Raw genomic sequence first — 22,068 nt, 5'->3', positions numbered from 1 at the left:
ACACAAAGTTCTTTGAAAACTAAACAAGACAAAACGTACCTGTTAATTCATTTTTTATAAATCGCACAGCGATGTGCGTAGTCAGTCAAACTACTTTATCGGAGAGTTTGATCCTGGCTCAGGACGAACGCTGGCGGCGTGCCTAATACATGCAAGTCGAGCGGACAGATGGGAGCTTGCTCCCTGATGTTAGCGGCGGACGGGTGAGTAACACGTGGGTAACCTGCCTGTAAGACTGGGATAACTCCGGGAAACCGGGGCTAATACCGGATGGTTGTTTGAACCGCATGGTTCAAACATAAAAGGTGGCTTCGGCTACCACTTACAGATGGACCCGCGGCGCATTAGCTAGTTGGTGAGGTAACGGCTCACCAAGGCGACGATGCGTAGCCGACCTGAGAGGGTGATCGGCCACACTGGGACTGAGACACGGCCCAGACTCCTACGGGAGGCAGCAGTAGGGAATCTTCCGCAATGGACGAAAGTCTGACGGAGCAACGCCGCGTGAGTGATGAAGGTTTTCGGATCGTAAAGCTCTGTTGTTAGGGAAGAACAAGTACCGTTCGAATAGGGCGGTACCTTGACGGTACCTAACCAGAAAGCCACGGCTAACTACGTGCCAGCAGCCGCGGTAATACGTAGGTGGCAAGCGTTGTCCGGAATTATTGGGCGTAAAGGGCTCGCAGGCGGTTTCTTAAGTCTGATGTGAAAGCCCCCGGCTCAACCGGGGAGGGTCATTGGAAACTGGGGAACTTGAGTGCAGAAGAGGAGAGTGGAATTCCACGTGTAGCGGTGAAATGCGTAGAGATGTGGAGGAACACCAGTGGCGAAGGCGACTCTCTGGTCTGTAACTGACGCTGAGGAGCGAAAGCGTGGGGAGCGAACAGGATTAGATACCCTGGTAGTCCACGCCGTAAACGATGAGTGCTAAGTGTTAGGGGGTTTCCGCCCCTTAGTGCTGCAGCTAACGCATTAAGCACTCCGCCTGGGGAGTACGGTCGCAAGACTGAAACTCAAAGGAATTGACGGGGGCCCGCACAAGCGGTGGAGCATGTGGTTTAATTCGAAGCAACGCGAAGAACCTTACCAGGTCTTGACATCCTCTGACAATCCTAGAGATAGGACGTCCCCTTCGGGGGCAGAGTGACAGGTGGTGCATGGTTGTCGTCAGCTCGTGTCGTGAGATGTTGGGTTAAGTCCCGCAACGAGCGCAACCCTTGATCTTAGTTGCCAGCATTCAGTTGGGCACTCTAAGGTGACTGCCGGTGACAAACCGGAGGAAGGTGGGGATGACGTCAAATCATCATGCCCCTTATGACCTGGGCTACACACGTGCTACAATGGACAGAACAAAGGGCAGCGAAACCGCGAGGTTAAGCCAATCCCACAAATCTGTTCTCAGTTCGGATCGCAGTCTGCAACTCGACTGCGTGAAGCTGGAATCGCTAGTAATCGCGGATCAGCATGCCGCGGTGAATACGTTCCCGGGCCTTGTACACACCGCCCGTCACACCACGAGAGTTTGTAACACCCGAAGTCGGTGAGGTAACCTTTTAGGAGCCAGCCGCCGAAGGTGGGACAGATGATTGGGGTGAAGTCGTAACAAGGTAGCCGTATCGGAAGGTGCGGCTGGATCACCTCCTTTCTAAGGATATTATACGGAATATAAGACCTTGGGTCTTATAAACAGAACGTTCCCTGTCTTGTTTAGTTTTGAAGGAACTTTGTTCCTTGAATAAGTTAAGATGGGCCTGTAGCTCAGCTGGTTAGAGCGCACGCCTGATAAGCGTGAGGTCGGTGGTTCGAGTCCACTCAGGCCCACCATCTTATATAACGGGGCCTTAGCTCAGCTGGGAGAGCGCCTGCTTTGCACGCAGGAGGTCAGCGGTTCGATCCCGCTAGGCTCCACCAACGTGTTCTTTGAAAACTAGATAACAGTAGACATCACATTCAATTAGTAATACAAGATATCACATAGTGATTCTTTTTAACGGTTAAGTTAGAAAGGGCGCACGGTGGATGCCTTGGCACTAGGAGCCGATGAAGGACGGGACGAACACCGATATGCTTCGGGGAGCTGTAAGCAAGCTTTGATCCGGAGATTTCCGAATGGGGAAACCCACCACTCGTAATGGAGTGGTATCCATATCTGAATTCATAGGATATGAGAAGGCAGACCCGGGGAACTGAAACATCTAAGTACCCGGAGGAAGAGAAAGCAAATGCGATTCCCTGAGTAGCGGCGAGCGAAACGGGATTAGCCCAAACCAAGAGGCTTGCCTCTTGGGGTTGTAGGACACTCTGTACGGAGTTACAAAAGAACGAGGTAGATGAAGAGGTCTGGAAAGGCCCGCCATAGGAGGTAACAGCCCTGTAGTCAAAACTTCGTTCTCTCCTGAGTGGATCCTGAGTACGGCGGAACACGTGAAATTCCGTCGGAATCCGGGAGGACCATCTCCCAAGGCTAAATACTCCCTAGTGACCGATAGTGAACCAGTACCGTGAGGGAAAGGTGAAAAGCACCCCGGAAGGGGAGTGAAAGAGATCCTGAAACCGTGTGCCTACAAGTAGTCAGAGCCCGTTAACGGGTGATGGCGTGCCTTTTGTAGAATGAACCGGCGAGTTACGATCCCGTGCAAGGTTAAGCAGAAGATGCGGAGCCGCAGCGAAAGCGAGTCTGAATAGGGCGCATGAGTACGTGGTCGTAGACCCGAAACCAGGTGATCTACCCATGTCCAGGGTGAAGTTCAGGTAACACTGAATGGAGGCCCGAACCCACGCACGTTGAAAAGTGCGGGGATGAGGTGTGGGTAGGGGTGAAATGCCAATCGAACCTGGAGATAGCTGGTTCTCTCCGAAATAGCTTTAGGGCTAGCCTCAAGGTAAGAGTCTTGGAGGTAGAGCACTGATTGGACTAGGGGCCCCTACCGGGTTACCGAATTCAGTCAAACTCCGAATGCCAATGACTTATCCTTGGGAGTCAGACTGCGAGTGATAAGATCCGTAGTCGAAAGGGAAACAGCCCAGACCGCCAGCTAAGGTCCCAAAGTATACGTTAAGTGGAAAAGGATGTGGAGTTGCTTAGACAACCAGGATGTTGGCTTAGAAGCAGCCACCATTTAAAGAGTGCGTAATAGCTCACTGGTCGAGTGACTCTGCGCCGAAAATGTACCGGGGCTAAACGTATCACCGAAGCTGCGGACTGTTCTTCGAACAGTGGTAGGAGAGCGTTCTAAGGGCTGTGAAGCCAGACCGGAAGGACTGGTGGAGCGCTTAGAAGTGAGAATGCCGGTATGAGTAGCGAAAGAGGGGTGAGAATCCCCTCCACCGAATGCCTAAGGTTTCCTGAGGAAGGCTCGTCCGCTCAGGGTTAGTCGGGACCTAAGCCGAGGCCGAAAGGCGTAGGCGATGGACAACAGGTTGATATTCCTGTACCACCTCCTCACCATTTGAGCAATGGGGGGACGCAGGAGGATAGGGTAAGCGCGGTATTGGATATCCGCGTCCAAGCAGTTAGGCTGGGAAATAGGCAAATCCGTTTTCCATAAGGCTGAGCTGTGATGGCGAGCGAAATATAGTAGCGAAGTTCCTGATTCCACACTGCCAAGAAAAGCCTCTAGCGAGGTGAGAGGTGCCCGTACCGCAAACCGACACAGGTAGGCGAGGAGAGAATCCTAAGGTGATCGAGAGAACTCTCGTTAAGGAACTCGGCAAAATGACCCCGTAACTTCGGGAGAAGGGGTGCTCTGTTAGGGTGCAAGCCCGAGAGAGCCGCAGTGAATAGGCCCAGGCGACTGTTTAGCAAAAACACAGGTCTCTGCGAAGCCGTAAGGCGAAGTATAGGGGCTGACGCCTGCCCGGTGCTGGAAGGTTAAGAGGAGCGCTTAGCGTAAGCGAAGGTGCGAATTGAAGCCCCAGTAAACGGCGGCCGTAACTATAACGGTCCTAAGGTAGCGAAATTCCTTGTCGGGTAAGTTCCGACCCGCACGAAAGGCGCAACGATCTGGGCACTGTCTCAACGAGAGACTCGGTGAAATTATAGTACCTGTGAAGATGCAGGTTACCCGCGACAGGACGGAAAGACCCCGTGGAGCTTTACTGCAGCCTGATATTGAATGTTGGTACAGCTTGTACAGGATAGGTAGGAGCCTTGGAAACCGGAGCGCCAGCTTCGGTGGAGGCATCGGTGGGATACTACCCTGGCTGTATTGACCTTCTAACCCGCCGCCCTTATCGGGCGGGGAGACAGTGTCAGGTGGGCAGTTTGACTGGGGCGGTCGCCTCCTAAAAGGTAACGGAGGCGCCCAAAGGTTCCCTCAGAATGGTTGGAAATCATTCGCAGAGTGTAAAGGCACAAGGGAGCTTGACTGCGAGACCTACAAGTCGAGCAGGGACGAAAGTCGGGCTTAGTGATCCGGTGGTTCCGCATGGAAGGGCCATCGCTCAACGGATAAAAGCTACCCCGGGGATAACAGGCTTATCTCCCCCAAGAGTCCACATCGACGGGGAGGTTTGGCACCTCGATGTCGGCTCATCGCATCCTGGGGCTGTAGTCGGTCCCAAGGGTTGGGCTGTTCGCCCATTAAAGCGGTACGCGAGCTGGGTTCAGAACGTCGTGAGACAGTTCGGTCCCTATCCGTCGCGGGCGCAGGAAATTTGAGAGGAGCTGTCCTTAGTACGAGAGGACCGGGATGGACGCACCGCTGGTGTACCAGTTGTTCTGCCAAGGGCATCGCTGGGTAGCTATGTGCGGACGGGATAAGTGCTGAAAGCATCTAAGCATGAAGCCCCCCTCAAGATGAGATTTCCCATTCCGCAAGGAAGTAAGATCCCTGAAAGATGATCAGGTTGATAGGTCTGAGGTGGAAGTGTGGCGACACATGGAGCTGACAGATACTAATCGATCGAGGACTTAACCACATTTTGAATGATGTCACACCTGTTATCTAGTTTTGAGAGAACACTCTCAATTTGTTTGGTGGCGATAGCGAAGAGGTCACACCCGTTCCCATACCGAACACGGAAGTTAAGCTCTTCAGCGCCGATGGTAGTCGGGGGTTTCCCCCTGTGAGAGTAGGACGCCGCCAAGCAAGCTTAAACCCAGCTCATTGAGCTGGGTTTTTTGTTTGTTAAAAATGAAGAAGAAACTGTGAAGCGTATTTAGGGAATTTCTTTTCTGTTACTAATAAAAACTGCTGAATTAACACGTAGTCATCACTTATATGCTGTGTTAATAACTCATACCACCATTCTGTTTCATACCTTGCAATCATCCCAACGTTGTACAAAATCAAATAATGAATTGTCATTTCGGGAAGCCGAAGAAATTGCTCCCTTTGAGAAGGGATATAATATTGGTTCTTTTCCATGTCAAACAATAAGCTGGTCGATGTCCATGGCTCCTTGTCTTGTGGCGAAACTTCGAACAGCAGCCCGTGTTCATTTTTTTTTGTAAAAGACCATTGATAATGATGGGACATGTATTCAGCAAACCTTGAATCAGACATTTTGTAATTGATTACTACTTCCTCCGGTACAAAAATTTCGTTCTTATCCTTCTCAACTATTGTCATAAATCGTTCTTTCTGCTGAAAGTAGAAAATATCGCTAAGTTCTGGAATGGCCATTAATAATTTTTTCATGGTATACCGTTCATCTACTATATCCGATTGTCCGAATAAATGTTTCATAAAATGTACGCATAGGCCATTCCGTTGTATTTTCACTTCATCATCGCTAAAACAATAGTTTTGTTTCTTTCGTTTTCTTGTTGTTACACCATGTGCCAGTACTGATGTATGGCTTGGATAATGAGGATCACGTGTAATTAAGCATGCTTTGATAAGCTGTGCCATTCCATAAAATAAAAGAATCGGTTTGATTTCTAAGGGAGAATATGCGGCTTGTTTATAAAACGATTCGGCATGCTTTAAGAAATAAATAAACCGTTCACTGTTTTTAAAAGAGTTTTTTTTCGCATCGTCAATACCGTTTAAGGTATAAACCTTTTCTAGAAATTTCTGGGTTGATTCGACGGAGTAAAATAGCGCTAAGTCTTTCCACTCATGATATGCCATGTATATTTCTTAATCCTTTCCGTTATCTAAATATTTCAACTCTTTCCCGCTTCCTTGACATGCTCTTGGCTAGTTGATAATCTACATATAATATTTTGCCGAAAAGAGGGGGATTTACTAATGTGGGAAAGTAAATTTTCAAAAGAAGGCTTAACGTTCGACGATGTGCTGCTTGTGCCAGCAAAGTCTGAGGTACTTCCGCGTGATGTGGATTTATCTGTAGAACTTACAAAAACGTTAAAGCTAAATATTCCTGTCATCAGCGCAGGTATGGACACAGTAACAGAATCAGCAATGGCAATTGCAATGGCAAGACAGGGCGGCTTGGGCATCATTCACAAAAATATGTCCATTGAACAGCAGGCTGAACAAGTTGATAAAGTAAAGCGTTCTGAGCGCGGCGTTATCACAAATCCCTTCTTTTTAACTCCTGATCACCAAGTATTTGATGCGGAGCATTTGATGGGGAAATACAGAATTTCCGGTGTTCCGATTGTAAATAACGAAGAAGACCAGAAGCTTGTTGGAATTATTACAAACCGTGACCTTCGTTTTATTTCTGACTACTCAATGAAAATCAGCGATGTCATGACGAAAGAAGAGCTAGTTACTGCATCTGTAGGAACTACTCTGGATGAAGCTGAAAAGATTTTGCAGAAACATAAAATTGAAAAGCTTCCTCTCGTAGATGACCAGAATAAATTAAAAGGTCTTATCACAATTAAAGACATTGAAAAAGTCATTGAGTTTCCGAACTCATCTAAAGACATTCACGGCCGCCTGATCGTTGGCGCGGCAGTTGGTGTAACTGGCGATACAATGACTCGCGTCAAAAAGCTTGTTGAAGCCAACGTTGATGTGATTGTTATCGATACAGCTCACGGACACTCTCAAGGCGTTTTAAACACAGTCACAAAAATCCGTGAAACGTATCCAGAATTAAACATTATTGCTGGGAACGTAGCAACAGCTGAAGCGACAAGAGCGCTTATCGAAGCTGGAGCAGACGTTGTCAAAGTTGGAATAGGGCCTGGTTCAATTTGTACTACACGTGTTGTAGCCGGCGTCGGTGTTCCACAAATTACAGCAATTTATGATTGTGCGACTGAAGCAAGAAAACACGGCAAAACAATCATAGCCGACGGTGGGATTAAATTCTCTGGCGATATCACTAAAGCATTGGCAGCCGGCGGACATGCTGTTATGCTCGGAAGCTTGCTTGCAGGCACCTCAGAAAGCCCTGGTGAAACTGAAATCTACCAAGGCAGAAGATTTAAGGTATACCGCGGCATGGGATCAGTTGCTGCAATGGAAAAAGGAAGTAAAGACCGTTACTTCCAAGAAGAAAACAAAAAATTTGTTCCAGAAGGAATTGAAGGACGCACACCTTACAAAGGACCAGTTGAAGAAACCGTTTATCAGCTAGTCGGAGGCCTTCGTTCTGGTATGGGGTATTGCGGGTCCAAAGATCTGCGTGCGCTAAGAGAAGAAGCTCAGTTCATTCGCATGACTGGCGCAGGACTTCGCGAAAGCCATCCGCATGACGTACAGATTACAAAAGAATCACCTAACTATACAATTTCATAATAAATTGTTACAAATTAAAAACATTTGACAGGGTCTCTGACTCTGTCTATTTTTTTTATACTGATTATGATAAAATTTATACTGTTGTGCATTGAAAATGTCCTTAACGGCTTAATTATAGATGAAGAAAATGAAATACGGAGGTCGTACGATTGAACATCAAGAAATGTAAACAGCTACTGATGTCATTGGTTGTGTTAACTCTAGCTGTCACGTGTCTGGCTCCAATGTCAAAAGCAAAAGCAGCCAGCGATCCAATTGATATCAATGCATCTGCTGCTATTATGATCGAAGCTTCTTCAGGTAAAATTCTTTACAGTAAAAATGCAGATAAGAGACTGCCAATTGCGAGTATGACAAAAATGATGACAGAGTATCTGTTATTGGAAGCAATTGATCAAGGTAAAGTGAAATGGGACCAAACCTATACGCCTGATGACTATGTGTATGAAATTTCCCAAGATAACAGCTTATCAAACGTTCCTCTTCGGAAAGACGGGAAATACACAGTAAAAGAATTATATCAAGCTACAGCAATTTATTCTGCAAATGCTGCTGCTATAGCGATTGCAGAAATCGTTGCCGGTTCTGAAACTAAGTTTGTTGAAAAAATGAATGCAAAAGCAAAAGAACTAGGCTTAACAGATTACAAATTTGTTAACGCAACAGGTCTTGAAAACAAAGATCTTCACGGCCATCAGCCTGAGGGGACAAGCGTAAATGAAGAAAGTGAAGTTTCTGCAAAGGATATGGCAATTCTTGCGGATCACTTGATTACTGACTACCCTGAGATACTGGAGACTTCCAGTATCGCCAAAACGAAATTCCGAGAAGGCACCGATGATGAAATGGACATGCCGAACTGGAATTTTATGCTGAAGGGGCTTGTCAGCGAGTATAAAAAAGCGACTGTAGACGGACTGAAAACAGGTTCTACTGACTCTGCGGGTTCATGCTTTACAGGAACAGCTGAACGCAACGGTATGCGTGTCATCACTGTTGTTTTAAACGCAAAGGGCAACCTTCATACAGGCCGTTTCGATGAAACGAAAAAAATGTTTGATTATGCTTTCGACAATTTCTCCATGAAAGAAATTTATGCTGAAGGCGATCAAGTAAAAGGCCATAAAACAATTTCAGTTGATAAGGGTAAAGAGAAAGAAGTAGGCATTGTGACAAACAAGGCGTTCTCTCTTCCTGTCAAAAATGGTGAAGAAAAGAATTACAAAGCGAAGGTCACACTGAATAAAGACAACTTAACTGCTCCTGTGAAAAAAGGAACCAAGGTTGGGAAGCTGACTGCGGAATACACAGGTGATGAAAAGGATTACGGATTCCTTAACAGCGATCTGGCTGGCGTAGACCTTGTTACAAAAGAAAATGTAGAAAAAGCAAACTGGTTTGTTTTGACAATGCGCAGTATCGGCGGATTTTTTGCCGGAATTTGGGGAAGCATTGTTGATACGGTAACCGGCTGGTTTTAATCAATTGAAAGAGCTCTGATGGATGTTAGGGCTCTTTCGCGTAATATACTGAAAAAACTCAATTTTTAATAAAAAATGATTTTCAAAGCGCTAAAAACCGAATAAAATAGTATATATCCATATGAATTATTGGATTTCTAGGATACAATAAGGATTAGAAATCATATAACTATACCTTGATTAGGGGGACCAAGAAATGGCTCAAACAGGTACTGAACGTGTAAAACGCGGAATGGCAGAAATGCAAAAAGGCGGCGTCATCATGGACGTCATCAATGCGGAACAAGCGAAAATCGCTGAAGAAGCTGGAGCTGTCGCTGTAATGGCGCTAGAACGTGTGCCAGCAGATATTCGCGCGGCTGGAGGAGTTGCCCGTATGGCTGACCCTACAATCGTGGAAGAAGTAATGAATGCAGTATCTATCCCGGTAATGGCAAAAGCGCGTATCGGACATATTGTTGAAGCGCGTGTGCTTGAAGCTATGGGTGTTGACTATATTGATGAAAGTGAAGTTCTGACGCCGGCTGACGAAGAATTTCATTTAAATAAAAATGAATACACAGTTCCTTTTGTCTGTGGCTGCCGTGATCTTGGTGAAGCAACACGCCGTATTGCGGAAGGTGCTTCTATGCTTCGCACAAAAGGTGAGCCTGGAACAGGTAATATTGTTGAGGCTGTTCGCCATATGCGCAAAGTTAACGCTCAAGTGCGCAAAGTAGTTGCGATGAGTGAGGATGAACTAATGACAGAAGCGAAAAATCTAGGTGCTCCTTACGAGCTTCTTCTTCAAATTAAAAAAGACGGCAAGCTTCCTGTCGTTAACTTTGCCGCTGGCGGCGTAGCAACTCCAGCTGATGCTGCTCTCATGATGCAGCTCGGTGCTGACGGAGTATTTGTTGGTTCTGGTATTTTCAAATCAGACAACCCTGCTAAATTTGCGAAAGCAATTGTGGAAGCAACAACTCACTTTACTGATTACAAATTGATCGCTGAGCTGTCAAAAGAGCTTGGTACTGCAATGAAAGGGATTGAAATCTCAAACTTACTTCCAGAACAGCGTATGCAAGAACGCGGCTGGTAAGAACATAGGAGCGCTGCTGACATGTTAACAATAGGTGTACTAGGACTTCAAGGAGCAGTTAGAGAGCACATCCATGCGATTGAAGCATGCGGCGCGGCTGGTCTTGTCGTAAAACGTCCGGGGCAGCTGAACGAAGTTGACGGGTTGATTTTGCCGGGCGGTGAGAGCACGACGATGCGCCGTTTGATCGATACGTATCAATTCATGGAGCCGCTTCGTGAATTCGCTGCTCAGGGCAAACCGATGTTTGGAACATGTGCCGGATTAATTATATTAGCAAAAGAAATTGCCGGTTCAGATAATCCTCATTTAGGTCTTCTGAATGTGGTTGTAGAACGTAATTCATTTGGCCGGCAGGTTGACAGCTTTGAAGCTGATTTAACAATTAAAGGCTTGGACGAGCCTTTTACAGGGGTATTCATCCGTGCGCCGCATATTTTAGAAGCTGGTGAAAATGTTGAAGTTTTATCGGAGCATAATGGTCGTATTGTAGCCGCGAAACAGGGGCAATTCCTTGGCTGCTCATTCCATCCGGAGCTGACAGAAGATCACCGAGTGACACAGCTGTTTGTTGAAATGGTTGAGGAATATAAGCAGAAGGCACTTGTATAAAACAGTTGAAAGCTGTGGAAACTTATAGTACATTATAAGCACAAATAAAGATCGAAAAGCGTTGATAGGAACTAGTAGGGAGCCTCTCTTTCTAAGAGAGCCGATGGTTGGTGCGAATCGGTGAAAGATGCTGTCTGAATCCATCCTTGAGCGAAATGCTGAAACAAGTAGGCATTTACGGGATAACCGTTATGTTTGAAAGTGGAAAACGAGTCTTTGATTTGTTTTCAATCAGGGTGGCAACGCGAGAGCTCTCGTCCCTTTATGGGGATGAGGGCTCTTTTTATTTTCGACAAATCAATAAAAAAAGGAGTGTTTCGCATGCTTGATACGAAAATGCTGAGAGCAAATTTTCAAGAAATTAAAGCAAAGCTTGTACACAAAGGCGAAGACTTAACTGATTTTGATAAGTTTGAGGCGCTGGATGATAGACGAAGAGAGCTTATCGGCAAGGTTGAAGAGTTAAAAGGAAAACGAAATGAAGTTTCTCAGCAGGTTGCTGTGCTGAAGCGTGAGAAAAAAGACGCGGATCACATTATTAAAGAAATGCGTGAAGTCGGCGAGGAAATTAAAAAGCTTGATGAAGAATTACGGACAGTGGAAGCTGAGCTTGATACAATCCTTCTCTCAATCCCGAATATTCCGCATGAGTCTGTACCTGTCGGTGAAACAGAAGACGACAACGTAGAAGTGCGTAAATGGGGTGAAAAGCCTTCATTTGCTTATGAGCCGAAGCCGCACTGGGATATTGCGGATGAGCTGGGTATTCTGGATTTTGAACGTGCTGCCAAAGTAACAGGAAGCCGTTTCGTGTTCTATAAAGGCTTAGGTGCTCGTCTGGAGCGTGCGCTTTATAACTTTATGCTTGATCTGCATGTGGATGAGTATAACTACACTGAAGTGATCCCGCCATATATGGTAAACCGCGCAAGCATGACGGGAACGGGGCAGCTTCCTAAATTTGAAGAGGATGCATTTAAAATCAGGGAAGAAGATTATTTCTTAATTCCAACGGCGGAAGTGCCGATTACAAACATGCATCGCGATGAAATCCTTTCAGGTGACAGCCTGCCGATCAACTATGCGGCATTCAGTGCTTGCTTCCGTTCTGAAGCTGGTTCAGCAGGACGTGACACACGCGGATTAATTCGTCAGCACCAATTTAATAAAGTTGAGCTTGTAAAGTTTGTGAAGCCTGAAGATTCTTATGAAGAATTAGAGAAGCTTACAAACCAAGCAGAACGGGTTCTTCAGTTGCTTGAGCTTCCATACCGTGTCATGAGCATGTGTACGGGTGACTTAGGCTTTACGGCTGCGAAAAAATACGATATCGAAGTTTGGATTCCGAGCCAAGACACATATCGAGAAATTTCTTCTTGCAGCAACTTCGAAGCGTTCCAGGCGAGACGTGCGAATATTCGTTTCAGACGTGAAGCGAAAGGCAAGCCTGAGCACGTACACACACTGAACGGTTCAGGACTGGCGGTTGGAAGAACAGTTGCCGCTATATTAGAAAATTATCAGCAGGAAGACGGAAGCGTTGTGATTCCGAAAGTGCTTCGTCCTTATATGGGGAATAGAGAAGTAATGAAACCGTAAATTATGGAAAGGCGTGCCTGACAAGGTGCGCCTTTTTGCTTATGTAAACACGGCATTTTCATAAAAACAAAAAAAGTTTTTAAAAATGCTTGACCACACAAGAACATACGTGATATAGTAAGTCTTGTCGATACGGAGGAATACCCAAGTCCGGCTGAAGGGATCGGTCTTGAAAACCGACAGGGGTGTCAAAGCCCGCGGGGGTTCGAATCCCTCTTCCTCCGCCATATTGATTTTAATTCTAATGAAACACAAGCATATATTGGAGATTGTTTTGTCCGTTGCATTCGGTGCGGCGGATTTTTTATTTAAAAGAAAAAGTGAATCTCGACTGAGATTCACTTTTTTTGATTATCATGAATAACTGAAGCAATTTGATCTACAATATTTTCAATCGAGTTTTCATCGTTCAGCAGATCATAATCTTCAATGCGAAGTTTTAAAACAGGGCAGGCATTAAAACCGCTTATCCAGTTCTCGTAGCGTGCATGCATTTCTTCCCAATAAGACCTGCTTGTCTGAAGCTCCATCTCACGGCCGCGTTGTTCAATCCGGTTTAAAATGTTCTCCAGATCTCCTTCTAAATAGATCAACACATCTGGGTGTGGGAAATACGGTGTCATTACCATTGCTTCGAAAAGGCTTGTGTAAGTCTTATAATCAACCTTTGACATTGTCCCTTTGTCAGCATGCATTTTTGCGAAAATTCCTGTATCTTCATAAATCGAACGATCCTGTACAAAACCTCCGCCGGCTTCAAAAATTGTTTTCTGTTCTTTGAAGCGTTCAGCTAAGAAATAAATTTGAAGGTGAAAGCTCCAACGTTCAAAATCATGATAGAACTTTTCCAAGTATGGATTATGATCGACTTCCTCCAAAGATGTTTTAAATCCAAGCCGTTTGGCTAAAGTTTTTGTTAAAGTCGATTTTCCGACACCTACTGTTCCTGCTACTGTAATAATTGAATTCTTAGGGATATGATGTTCCTTCATACGATAAGCTCCTTTACATGGGCGGCAATGCGTTCAAAGTCGCTCTTATTCAAAACGAAATCCTTTGAATCACCATCTACGGTTAACACTGTAAGTTCAGGGTCTGCTTCCTGCAGCTGCTTGATGGCGACTTCATAATCTGAAATCAGCTGCTCCAAATAGCTAGTTTCAATTTTTTTCTCAAAGGGGCGCCCGCGTTTTTCAATGCGGTGTAGCAACGTAGGCAGACTGGCCTTTATGTAAATGATGAAATTCGGCTTTGGCAGATCATCCGTTAGCAGGTGATATATCTTTTTGTATTTTTCCAGCTGATGTGGAGACAAGGTGCGTTCCGCAAAAATCACATTTTTATAAATATGATAATCAGCTATTACAGGCTGTCCCTTTTTTAAAAAGTGATCACTGGTGTCTTCAAGCTGTTTGTATCTGTGACAAAGAAAAAACATCTCGAGCTGGAAGCTCCATTCCTCTATATTGTCATAAAACTTATCAAGGTACGGGTTATCCTCTACAATCTCATTGATCATAGGGAATCCGAATTCTTGTGAGAGCATCGTTGCGAGAGTTGTTTTTCCTGCCCCGATAGGACCTTCTATTGCAATAAAAGGGGCTGTATTCATCGGAATCCTCCTTATATCTGAAAAACGTGCGTCAGTTACCGACCTTCATATTGTATCACAACCCTTGGGTGCCCCCATGAAAAAAAGACGTTTCCAAATTATCGAAACGTCTTTTTGACAACATTAAATTGATCAGACAGCAGCAGCCAGTTTTGCGGAAAGGAAAGACCCAGCTTCCAATAGCTGATGCCTCTTAAATTCAGCTCTTTAATCAGATTGAATTTTGCTTGAATCGAGCGGGCATCCTCGAACCATACCTCGTGTCTTCTGTTTTCTGCATCAGTATAGCGGAAGAAAGGGGCCTGAGCGGTTTGGTCATACTGAATTTCTGCATTGTTTTGATCGGCAATGACAATGGCTTGTTGAGGGCTTATTGCTCTTGCCGGAGTTCCGCCAGCTGTGTATGGCAGTGTCCAGTCATACCCATATAAATTCTGGCCCATGACAATTTTATTCGCAGGCATTTCAGTCAAAGCATATTCTATGACATCCCGAACAGGCCCGATTGGAGAAACAGCTTGAGCCGGCCCGCCGCTATAGCCCCATTCATATGTCATGAGAACAACAAAGTCGACGATTTGGCCATGGGCTCTGTAATCATGGGCTTCGTACCATCTGCCCTGCTGTGTTGCGCTTGTTTTTGGGGCAAGCGCCGTAGAAATTTCTAAGCCTTCTCGATGGAAAAGATCCCTTGCTTCGCGGAGAAATTGGTTATAGGCTTCTCTATCCTCAGGCCGCAAATATTCAAAGTCAAAATGAATATCATAGAAACCATATCTTTTTGCATTCTCGACTATTTCATTTAAAAGTCTTCTTTTTACAGTATCGTCGTTCAAAAGGATCCGGCCGAGTTCATCGCTGAATGCCTGGTTTTCTAGGTTCGTTATAATCATCATCAATGCCGTGTTTTGATTCTCTGTAATGCTCCTTAAATTCGTTAAAGGCGGTGCGACTAAGGTTCCGTTACGCTGTGCCTGGAAGCTGAATGCGCCAAGGTACGTTAAGTAGGGTGACGCTTCTCTGGCCGCCTGCTGGAGATTTTCGCTGACTTGATTTCCTCGGGGCTCCAAATAAGCATTTGATTCGATGTCTCGTTTAGGAGCTGGTGGGATGTATAAACGGAAACCAATCTGAAGCACGGTATTTAACTGGATGCGGTTAACCCTTGCGAGCTCGGCTGCTGTTGTATTGAACTGCCGGGCGATGGATGTCAGGGTATCACCTCGCTTCACATCATAGAACTGGCCAGCTATTGGAATGACAATGGTTTGTCCGACAACAAGGCTGTCGGGATTCGGTATTTCATTCGATTCAGTGATCTCACTTACGGTTGTTCTGTATTGTGAAGCGATAGCAGAAAGAGTGTCGCCTTGTTTTACCACATAAATTTGAATGAAAAACGCCTCCTTTCATATCGCTATCAATGTATGAAAGAAAAGCGCTGATCATGTTTATTTTTCTGTAATTTGTTCTTCCGTCGTAATTTCTGCGAAAAGAACATTCTCCATCATAGTTAAGGCGAATTCGTTATCTTCGTCACTGTTTGACGCGATACAGTCCTTAGGAATCGTGATGCTGTATTCCCTCATATAAGCGTCATTAGCAGTAAACAGCACACATATATTGCCGGCTATACCTGTTAAGATAATATGTCTCACCTGCAACTCAGTAAGAAGGGTGTGAAGTGCAGTTTCGTAGAAAGCGGAATGTTTTGGTTTGATTAAAAAATAATCAGCATCTTCCGGAGCTATCTTTGTGATGATATCCTTGCTTCTTTCATTTGTGCATTCTTGCTGAATGTTTTTAATGTCAGCTTGCCAAAGTCCATAATGATCATTGATGTAAATAATCGGCCATTCATTTTGTCTCGCGTGCTCCTTTAATGATAAAATATGAGGAACGATTTTTTCTGTTTTTTTAGCGAGGGTTTCTCCCATATCGAATTCAAAATTATTGATCATGTCTACAATGAGAAGGGCTGTATCTGCTTTGGACAATCGACAGTCTCCTTTCCGTTTCAGTTATAGTTAATATGTAGCCTTTTTAGGCAATGAAAAAACTTTGAAAAGAGAGCTTATCCTTATGACACAAGATGAACTTTATATGAAAGAAGCAATTAAAGAAGCGAAAAAGGCTGAAGAGAAAGGTGAAGTGCCGATAGGTGCGGTGCTTGTCGTTAATGATGAAATTATAGCGCGTGCACATAATTTAAGAGAGACTGAGCAGCGATCTATTGCCCATGCAGAAATGCTCGTGATTGATGAAGCGTGTAAGGCACTGGGAACATGGCGGCTGGAAGGTGCGACTCTTTATGTGACGCTTGAGCCTTGTCCAATGTGTGCTGGTGCAGTCGTACTTTCTCGAGTGGAAAAAGTGGTTTTTGGCGCATTTGATCCGAAAGGCGGCTGTTCAGGCACGCTAATGAACCTTCTTCAGGAGGATCGCTTTAATCATCAGGCTGAAGTGGTGAGCGGTGTGCTTGAAGAAGAATGCGGCGGTATGCTCAGTGCGTTTTTCAGAGAACTAAGAAAAAAGAAGAAAGCCGCCAGGAAAAACTTGTCTGAATAGTACGGTTGCAATTTTTAGGGGAAACAGATATACTTAAGTGTGCATCGTAATAGATGCAACATAAAATTTGATATTTATTTTGCCGTGCTAAGCGGGGAGGTAGCGGTGCCCTGTACCTGCAATCCGCTCTAGCAGGGCCGAATCCCTTCTCGAGGTTCGTTTACTTTAAGGCCTGCCTTAAGTAAGTGGTGTTGACGTTTGGGTCCTGCGCAATGGGAATTCATGAACCATGTCAGGTCCGGAAGGAAGCAGCATTAAGTGAAACCTCTCATGTGCCGCAGGGTTGCCTGGGCCGAGCTAACTGCTTAAGTAACGCTTAGGGTAGCGAATCGACAGAAGGTGCACGGTAAATCAATCATCAAATTTTCAGACTCACCTAACATTAGGTGAGTTTTTTGTTATGTAAAAAGAGCTTTTGGAATCGAAACAAGGTTCATGTATAATGGGAATGATGAATAACGGAGGAGGGCAAACCCGTGAGTTACCAAGCTTTATATCGAGTATTCAGGCCTCAGCGCTTTGAAGATGTGGTCGGACAAGAACACATTACAAAAACGCTGCAAAATGCCCTTTTGCAAAAAAAGTTTTCTCACGCCTATCTGTTTTCCGGGCCTAGAGGAACCGGAAAAACCAGTGCAGCCAAAATATTTGCTAAGGCTGTCAACTGTGAACATGCTCCTGTTGATGAGCCATGCAACGAATGTGCGGCCTGTAAAGGGATAACAAACGGGTCAATATCCGATGTCATAGAAATTGACGCCGCTTCTAATAACGGTGTTGATGAGATTCGTGACATTCGCGATAAAGTGAAGTTTGCCCCATCGGCCGTCACATATAAGGTATATATCATAGATGAGGTGCATATGCTTTCTATCGGCGCTTTTAATGCATTACTAAAAACATTAGAAGAGCCGCCTGAGCATTGTATTTTCATATTAGCAACAACTGAACCGCACAAAATTCCTTTAACCATTATCTCTAGATGTCAGCGTTTTGACTTTAAACGAATTACCTCCCAAGCGATTGTAGGCCGCATGAATAAAATTGTTGATGCTGAACAGCTGCAAGTGGAGGAAGGATCGCTGGAAATCATTGCGAGTGCTGCAGACGGAGGGATGAGGGATGCCCTGAGCCTTCTTGATCAGGCCATATCATTCAGCGGCGATATCCTGAAAGTCGAAGATGCGCTTTTAATTACGGGTGCTGTTTCTCAATTATATATCGGGAAGCTTGCACAATCCCTGCATGATAAAAACGTTTCTGACGCACTGGAAACATTAAATGAATTGCTTCAGCAAGGAAAAGATCCAGCTAAGCTGATAGAAGATATGATTTTCTATTTCAGGGACATGCTGCTGTACAAGACAGCCCCTGGCTTAGAGGGAGTGCTTGAGAAAGTAAAAGTCGATGAAACGTTCCGGGAACTAAGTGAACAAATTCCGGCTCAGGCCCTATATGAAATGATTGAAATTCTGAACAAGAGCCATCAGGAAATGAAATGGACAAATCATCCGCGTATCTTTTTCGAAGTGGCCGTTGTGAAGATTTGCCAAACCTCACATCAATCTGCTGCTGATCTCCCGGAAGTGGATATGCTGATGAAAAAAATCCAGCAGCTCGAACAGGAAGTAGAGCGGCTCAAAACAACGGGCATAAAAGCAGCTGCGGAAAGCCCGAAAAAAGAAGCGCCGCGTGTGCCAAAGGGCGGGAAATCCAATTACAAAGCGCCAGTAGGCAGAATTCATGAGATTTTGAAGGAAGCCACAAGACCGGATCTTGATCTGCTCAGAAACAGTTGGGGCAAGCTTCTTGCTCATCTCAAACAGCAAAACAAAGTATCACATGCCGCTTTGCTGAATGACAGTGAACCTGTGGCTGCCGGATCGGCGGCATTTGTTCTGAAATTCAAATATGAAATTCATTGTAAAATGGTCGCTGAGGATAACAACGGAGTCCGGACTAATCTTGAGCAGATTTTAGAATCGATGCTCGGAAAAAGAATGGATTTGATTGGCGTTCCAGAAGCACAATGGGGTAAAATAAGAGAAGAATTTTTAGAAGATCATCAGCAGGAAAATGAAGGATCAAATGAACCGGCTGAAGAAGACCCGCTTATTGCCGAAGCGAAAAAGCTTGTTGGAGCGGATCTAATTGAAATAAAAGACTAACAAAATGAAAGAGAGTGAATGCTATGCGTGGCGGAATGGGTAATATGCAAAAAATGATGAAACAAATGCAAAAAATGCAAAAGGACATGGCGAAGGCTCAAGAAGAGCTTGCAGAAAAGGTTGTTGAAGGAACTGCAGGCGGCGGTATGGTAACAGTAAAAGCAAACGGCCAAAAAGAAATCCTGGATGTTATCATCAAAGAAGAAGTCGTTGATCCTGAAGATATTGATATGCTTCAAGATTTAGTGCTTGCTGCAACGAATGAAGCTTTGAAAAAAGTTGACGAAATCACAAACGAAACAATGGGTCAATTTACAAAGGGAATGAACATGCCAGGTTTATTCTAGGGGGATAAAAGAACATGCAATATCCTGAACCAATATCAAAGCTGATTGACAGCTTTATGAAATTGCCAGGGATCGGACCGAAAACAGCGGTTCGTCTGGCTTTTTTTGTTCTAGGTATGAAAGAAGATGTAGTATTAGATTTTGCGAAAGCATTAGTAAATGCGAAACGCAACCTGACATATTGTTCAGTTTGCGGGCATATTACAGACCAGGACCCTTGCTATATATGTGAAGATACGCGCAGGGATAAGTCTGTTATCTGTGTTGTGCAAGACCCTAAGGATGTTATCGCTATGGAGAAAATGAAGGAATACAACGGACAGTATCACGTTCTTCACGGCGCTATTTCTCCAATGGACGGCATCGGACCGGAGGATATTAAAATACCAGAATTGTTAAAACGATTACAGGATGATCAAGTGACAGAAGTGATTCTCGCGACAAACCCTAATATAGAAGGGGAAGCAACGGCGATGTATATATCTAGGCTCCTCAAGCCGTCTGGTATTAAGCTCTCCCGTATTGCCCACGGACTGCCCGTCGGCGGTGACTTGGAATATGCTGACGAGGTCACTCTTTCTAAAGCACTTGAAGGAAGACGTGAATTGTAAGGAGGAAAAAGCGATCCATGGGTTTTCTTCGCAAGAAAACATTAAGAAGAGAGTTTGATGAAAAACTAACCGAGCAGCTTTTTAAGCAAAAGGAAGAGTGGAACAGGCAAAAAAAGCTGGTTGAAAAAAGCTTAGAACCGTCTGCTGAAGTGTTATACGAACTGAAAGTAGCTGAAGCGAAGTATTTTTTTTACTTAAGGGAAGCGAAGCAGCGAAATTTAAAAATCAGCCGGTGGAAGTAAGTGGTCTAAACTCCTGGATCTTCTCATAAGCTTGTACTAGAACAAGCGAAGGAGATGAGAAGATTCATGGAGCCTATTTTTATTATTGGGATTATTTTAGGACTGGTTATTCTTCTTTTTTTATCAGGTTCAGCTGCAAAGCCTTTAAAGTGGATGGGCATCACAGCTGTTAAATTTGTGGCAGGTGCTTTGCTGCTGGTTTGTGTAAATATGTTTGGCGGCAGTCTTGGCATTCATGTGCCGATTAATCTGGTTACAACAGCTATCAGCGGAATTTTAGGGGTACCCGGAATAGCTGCGTTAGTCGTTATTAAGCAATTTATCATTTAATTGATATTATGTATTGACTTAGATAATTGAAGGTGTTATTCTAATATACGTCGCTGATGACGAACAGCTTTTTCGAAAAGAAAATGTTAAAAAGTTGTTGACAGTAGCGGCGGTAAATGTTATGATAATAAAGTCGCTTAAACGAGCGGTAAACAAAGTTCTTTGAAAACTAAACAAGACAAAACGTACCTGTTAATTCATTTTTATAAATCGCACAGCGATGTGCGTAGTCAGTCAAACTACTTTATCGGAGAGTTTGATCCTGGCTCAGGACGAACGCTGGCGGCGTGCCTAATACATGCAAGTCGAGCGGACAGATGGGAGCTTGCTCCCTGATGTTAGCGGCGGACGGGTGAGTAACACGTGGGTAACCTGCCTGTAAGACTGGGATAACTCCGGGAAACCGGGGCTAATACCGGATGGTTGTTTGAACCGCATGGTTCAAACATAAAAGGTGGCTTTGGCTACCACTTACAGATGGACCCGCGGCGCATTAGCTAGTTGGTGAGGTAACGGCTCACCAAGGCAACGATGCGTAGCCGACCTGAGAGGGTGATCGGCCACACTGGGACTGAGACACGGCCCAGACTCCTACGGGAGGCAGCAGTAGGGAATCTTCCGCAATGGACGAAAGTCTGACGGAGCAACGCCGCGTGAGTGATGAAGGTTTTCGGATCGTAAAGCTCTGTTGTTAGGGAAGAACAAGTACCGTTCAAATAGGGCGGTACCTTGACGGTACCTAACCAGAAAGCCACGGCTAACTACGTGCCAGCAGCCGCGGTAATACGTAGGTGGCAAGCGTTGTCCGGAATTATTGGGCGTAAAGGGCTCGCAGGCGGTTTCTTAAGTCTGATGTGAAAGCCCCCGGCTCAACCGGGGAGGGTCATTGGAAACTGGGGAACTTGAGTGCAGAAGAGGAGAGTGGAATTCCACGTGTAGCGGTGAAATGCGTAGAGATGTGGAGGAACACCAGTGGCGAAGGCGACTCTCTGGTCTGTAACTGACGCTGAGGAGCGAAAGCGTGGGGAGCGAACAGGATTAGATACCCTGGTAGTCCACGCCGTAAACGATGAGTGCTAAGTGTTAGGGGGTTTCCGCCCCTTAGTGCTGCAGCTAACGCATTAAGCACTCCGCCTGGGGAGTACGGTCGCAAGACTGAAACTCAAAGGAATTGACGGGGGCCCGCACAAGCGGTGGAGCATGTGGTTTAATTCGAAGCAACGCGAAGAACCTTACCAGGTCTTGACATCCTCTGACAATCCTAGAGATAGGACGTCCCCTTCGGGGGCAGAGTGACAGGTGGTGCATGGTTGTCGTCAGCTCGTGTCGTGAGATGTTGGGTTAAGTCCCGCAACGAGCGCAACCCTTGATCTTAGTTGCCAGCATTCAGTTGGGCACTCTAAGGTGACTGCCGGTGACAAACCGGAGGAAGGTGGGGATGACGTCAAATCATCATGCCCCTTATGACCTGGGCTACACACGTGCTACAATGGACAGAACAAAGGGCAGCGAAACCGCGAGGTTAAGCCAATCCCACAAATCTGTTCTCAGTTCGGATCGCAGTCTGCAACTCGACTGCGTGAAGCTGGAATCGCTAGTAATCGCGGATCAGCATGCCGCGGTGAATACGTTCCCGGGCCTTGTACACACCGCCCGTCACACCACGAGAGTTTGTAACACCCGAAGTCGGTGAGGTAACCTTTTAGGAGCCAGCCGCCGAAGGTGGGACAGATGATTGGGGTGAAGTCGT

The 22,068-nt window shown here is 45.4% G+C and carries 16 protein-coding genes, 3 tRNA genes, 4 rRNA genes, 1 other RNA gene and 1 other annotated feature (1 of these 25 cut by a window edge); of the genes, 19 read left to right on the top strand and 5 right to left on the bottom strand.

Translation table 11 applies throughout. The annotated features are described in order from the left end of the window. Positions 1-95 precede the first annotated feature (95 nt). From ACQVGT_RS20695 to rrf, 5 genes are all read left to right on the top strand, one after another. A 16S ribosomal RNA gene (locus ACQVGT_RS20695) occupies positions 96-1,645 on the top strand. A 102-nt stretch (positions 1,646-1,747) separates the two neighbouring features. Then, positions 1,748-1,824: transfer RNA gene (locus tag ACQVGT_RS20690), tRNA-Ile, on the top strand. Between the two features lie 11 nt (positions 1,825-1,835). Next, positions 1,836-1,911 (top strand) — tRNA-Ala (locus tag ACQVGT_RS20685). Positions 1,912-1,992: 81 nt separating this feature from the next. Then, a 23S ribosomal RNA gene (locus tag ACQVGT_RS20680) occupies positions 1,993-4,920 on the top strand. A gap of 54 nt (positions 4,921-4,974) precedes the next feature. Further along, positions 4,975-5,090, top strand: a 5S ribosomal RNA gene (gene rrf, locus ACQVGT_RS20675). The 16S, 23S and 5S rRNA genes sit together here with 2 tRNA genes alongside, the layout of an rRNA operon. A gap of 39 nt (positions 5,091-5,129) precedes the next feature. Here the strand turns inward: rrf and ACQVGT_RS20670 are convergent. Next, positions 5,130-6,077, bottom strand: a complete 948-nt coding sequence (locus ACQVGT_RS20670) for a YaaC family protein (protein WP_015382542.1) — start codon at positions 6,075-6,077, stop codon at positions 5,130-5,132. Positions 6,078-6,197: 120 nt separating this feature from the next. Here ACQVGT_RS20670 and guaB point away from each other — a divergent pair, with 120 nt between their 5' ends. The 6 genes from guaB (at position 6,198) to ACQVGT_RS20640 (ending at position 12,667) form a co-directional block, all read left to right on the top strand. Further along, the gene (gene guaB, locus ACQVGT_RS20665; protein WP_003226803.1) at positions 6,198-7,664 is read left to right on the top strand and encodes an IMP dehydrogenase; all 1,467 of its coding nucleotides are present in this window, start codon (positions 6,198-6,200) and stop codon (positions 7,662-7,664) included. Between the two features lie 152 nt (positions 7,665-7,816). Beyond that, a complete protein-coding gene (dacA, locus tag ACQVGT_RS20660) occupies positions 7,817-9,148 on the top strand; it encodes a D-alanyl-D-alanine carboxypeptidase (RefSeq protein WP_015482683.1) in 1,332 nt (443 codons plus the stop codon). Between the two features lie 196 nt (positions 9,149-9,344). Then, positions 9,345-10,229, top strand: coding sequence for a pyridoxal 5'-phosphate synthase lyase subunit PdxS (pdxS, locus tag ACQVGT_RS20655; protein ID WP_003247145.1), 885 nt, complete (start codon positions 9,345-9,347; stop codon positions 10,227-10,229). A 21-nt stretch (positions 10,230-10,250) separates the two neighbouring features. After that, on the top strand, positions 10,251-10,841 hold the full coding sequence (pdxT, locus tag ACQVGT_RS20650) for a pyridoxal 5'-phosphate synthase glutaminase subunit PdxT (RefSeq protein ID WP_015382545.1): 591 nt from the start codon (positions 10,251-10,253) through the stop codon (positions 10,839-10,841). Between the two features lie 52 nt (positions 10,842-10,893). Beyond that, positions 10,894-11,106 (top strand) — a binding site (T-box leader). 56 nt (positions 11,107-11,162) lie between these two features. Further along, entirely contained in the window at positions 11,163-12,440 is a 1,278-nt protein-coding gene (gene serS / locus ACQVGT_RS20645; RefSeq protein WP_003247131.1) for a serine--tRNA ligase, read from the top strand. A 134-nt stretch (positions 12,441-12,574) separates the two neighbouring features. After that, positions 12,575-12,667 (top strand) — tRNA-Ser (locus ACQVGT_RS20640). A gap of 111 nt (positions 12,668-12,778) precedes the next feature. Here ACQVGT_RS20640 and dck read toward each other — a convergent pair. From dck to ACQVGT_RS20620, 4 genes are all read right to left on the bottom strand, one after another. Continuing rightward, positions 12,779-13,432 (bottom strand): deoxyadenosine/deoxycytidine kinase, encoded by a 654-nt coding sequence (gene dck, locus ACQVGT_RS20635; RefSeq protein ID WP_015382547.1) that lies wholly within the window; start codon positions 13,430-13,432, stop codon positions 12,779-12,781. Beyond that, positions 13,429-14,052 (bottom strand): deoxyguanosine kinase, encoded by a 624-nt coding sequence (gene dgk / locus ACQVGT_RS20630; protein ID WP_003226790.1) that lies wholly within the window; start codon positions 14,050-14,052, stop codon positions 13,429-13,431. Before dgk ends, dck begins: the two co-directional genes overlap by 4 nt. A gap of 98 nt (positions 14,053-14,150) precedes the next feature. Beyond that, on the bottom strand, positions 14,151-15,434 hold the full coding sequence (locus tag ACQVGT_RS20625) for a LysM peptidoglycan-binding domain-containing protein (RefSeq protein WP_015382548.1): 1,284 nt from the start codon (positions 15,432-15,434) through the stop codon (positions 14,151-14,153). Between the two features lie 69 nt (positions 15,435-15,503). Next, entirely contained in the window at positions 15,504-16,049 is a 546-nt protein-coding gene (locus tag ACQVGT_RS20620) for a cysteine hydrolase family protein (RefSeq protein WP_003226786.1), read from the bottom strand. A gap of 85 nt (positions 16,050-16,134) precedes the next feature. On the opposite strand from ACQVGT_RS20620, the gene tadA reads away from it, so the two are divergent. From tadA to ACQVGT_RS20580, 8 genes are all read left to right on the top strand, one after another. Further along, positions 16,135-16,620, top strand: a complete 486-nt coding sequence (tadA, locus tag ACQVGT_RS20615; RefSeq protein ID WP_015482684.1) for a tRNA adenosine(34) deaminase TadA — start codon at positions 16,135-16,137, stop codon at positions 16,618-16,620. Positions 16,621-16,702: 82 nt separating this feature from the next. Further along, positions 16,703-16,967, top strand: an RNA gene (ffs, locus tag ACQVGT_RS20610) — signal recognition particle sRNA large type. Positions 16,968-17,096: 129 nt separating this feature from the next. After that, positions 17,097-18,788: a DNA polymerase III subunit gamma/tau gene (dnaX, locus tag ACQVGT_RS20605; RefSeq protein ID WP_015482685.1), complete on the top strand. Its 1,692-nt coding sequence runs from the start codon at positions 17,097-17,099 to the stop codon at positions 18,786-18,788. A gap of 23 nt (positions 18,789-18,811) precedes the next feature. After that, on the top strand, positions 18,812-19,135 hold the full coding sequence (locus tag ACQVGT_RS20600) for a YbaB/EbfC family nucleoid-associated protein (protein WP_003225427.1): 324 nt from the start codon (positions 18,812-18,814) through the stop codon (positions 19,133-19,135). Positions 19,136-19,149: 14 nt separating this feature from the next. Then, the gene (gene recR, locus ACQVGT_RS20595) at positions 19,150-19,746 is read left to right on the top strand and encodes a recombination protein RecR (RefSeq protein ID WP_003225425.1); all 597 of its coding nucleotides are present in this window, start codon (positions 19,150-19,152) and stop codon (positions 19,744-19,746) included. A gap of 17 nt (positions 19,747-19,763) precedes the next feature. Continuing rightward, entirely contained in the window at positions 19,764-19,988 is a 225-nt protein-coding gene (locus ACQVGT_RS20590; RefSeq protein WP_003242387.1) for a YaaL family protein, read from the top strand. 66 nt (positions 19,989-20,054) lie between these two features. After that, entirely contained in the window at positions 20,055-20,318 is a 264-nt protein-coding gene (bofA, locus tag ACQVGT_RS20585) for a sigma-K factor-processing regulator BofA (protein ID WP_015382553.1), read from the top strand. Between the two features lie 244 nt (positions 20,319-20,562). Beyond that, positions 20,563-22,068 (top strand): 16S ribosomal RNA (locus ACQVGT_RS20580) (it continues 44 nt past the right edge of the window).

It is taken from the genome of Bacillus sp. SCT118 (assembly GCF_058566435.1).
Note: the sequence above shows the minus strand (reverse complement) of the source record. Positions and strands in the feature narration are given on the sequence as shown.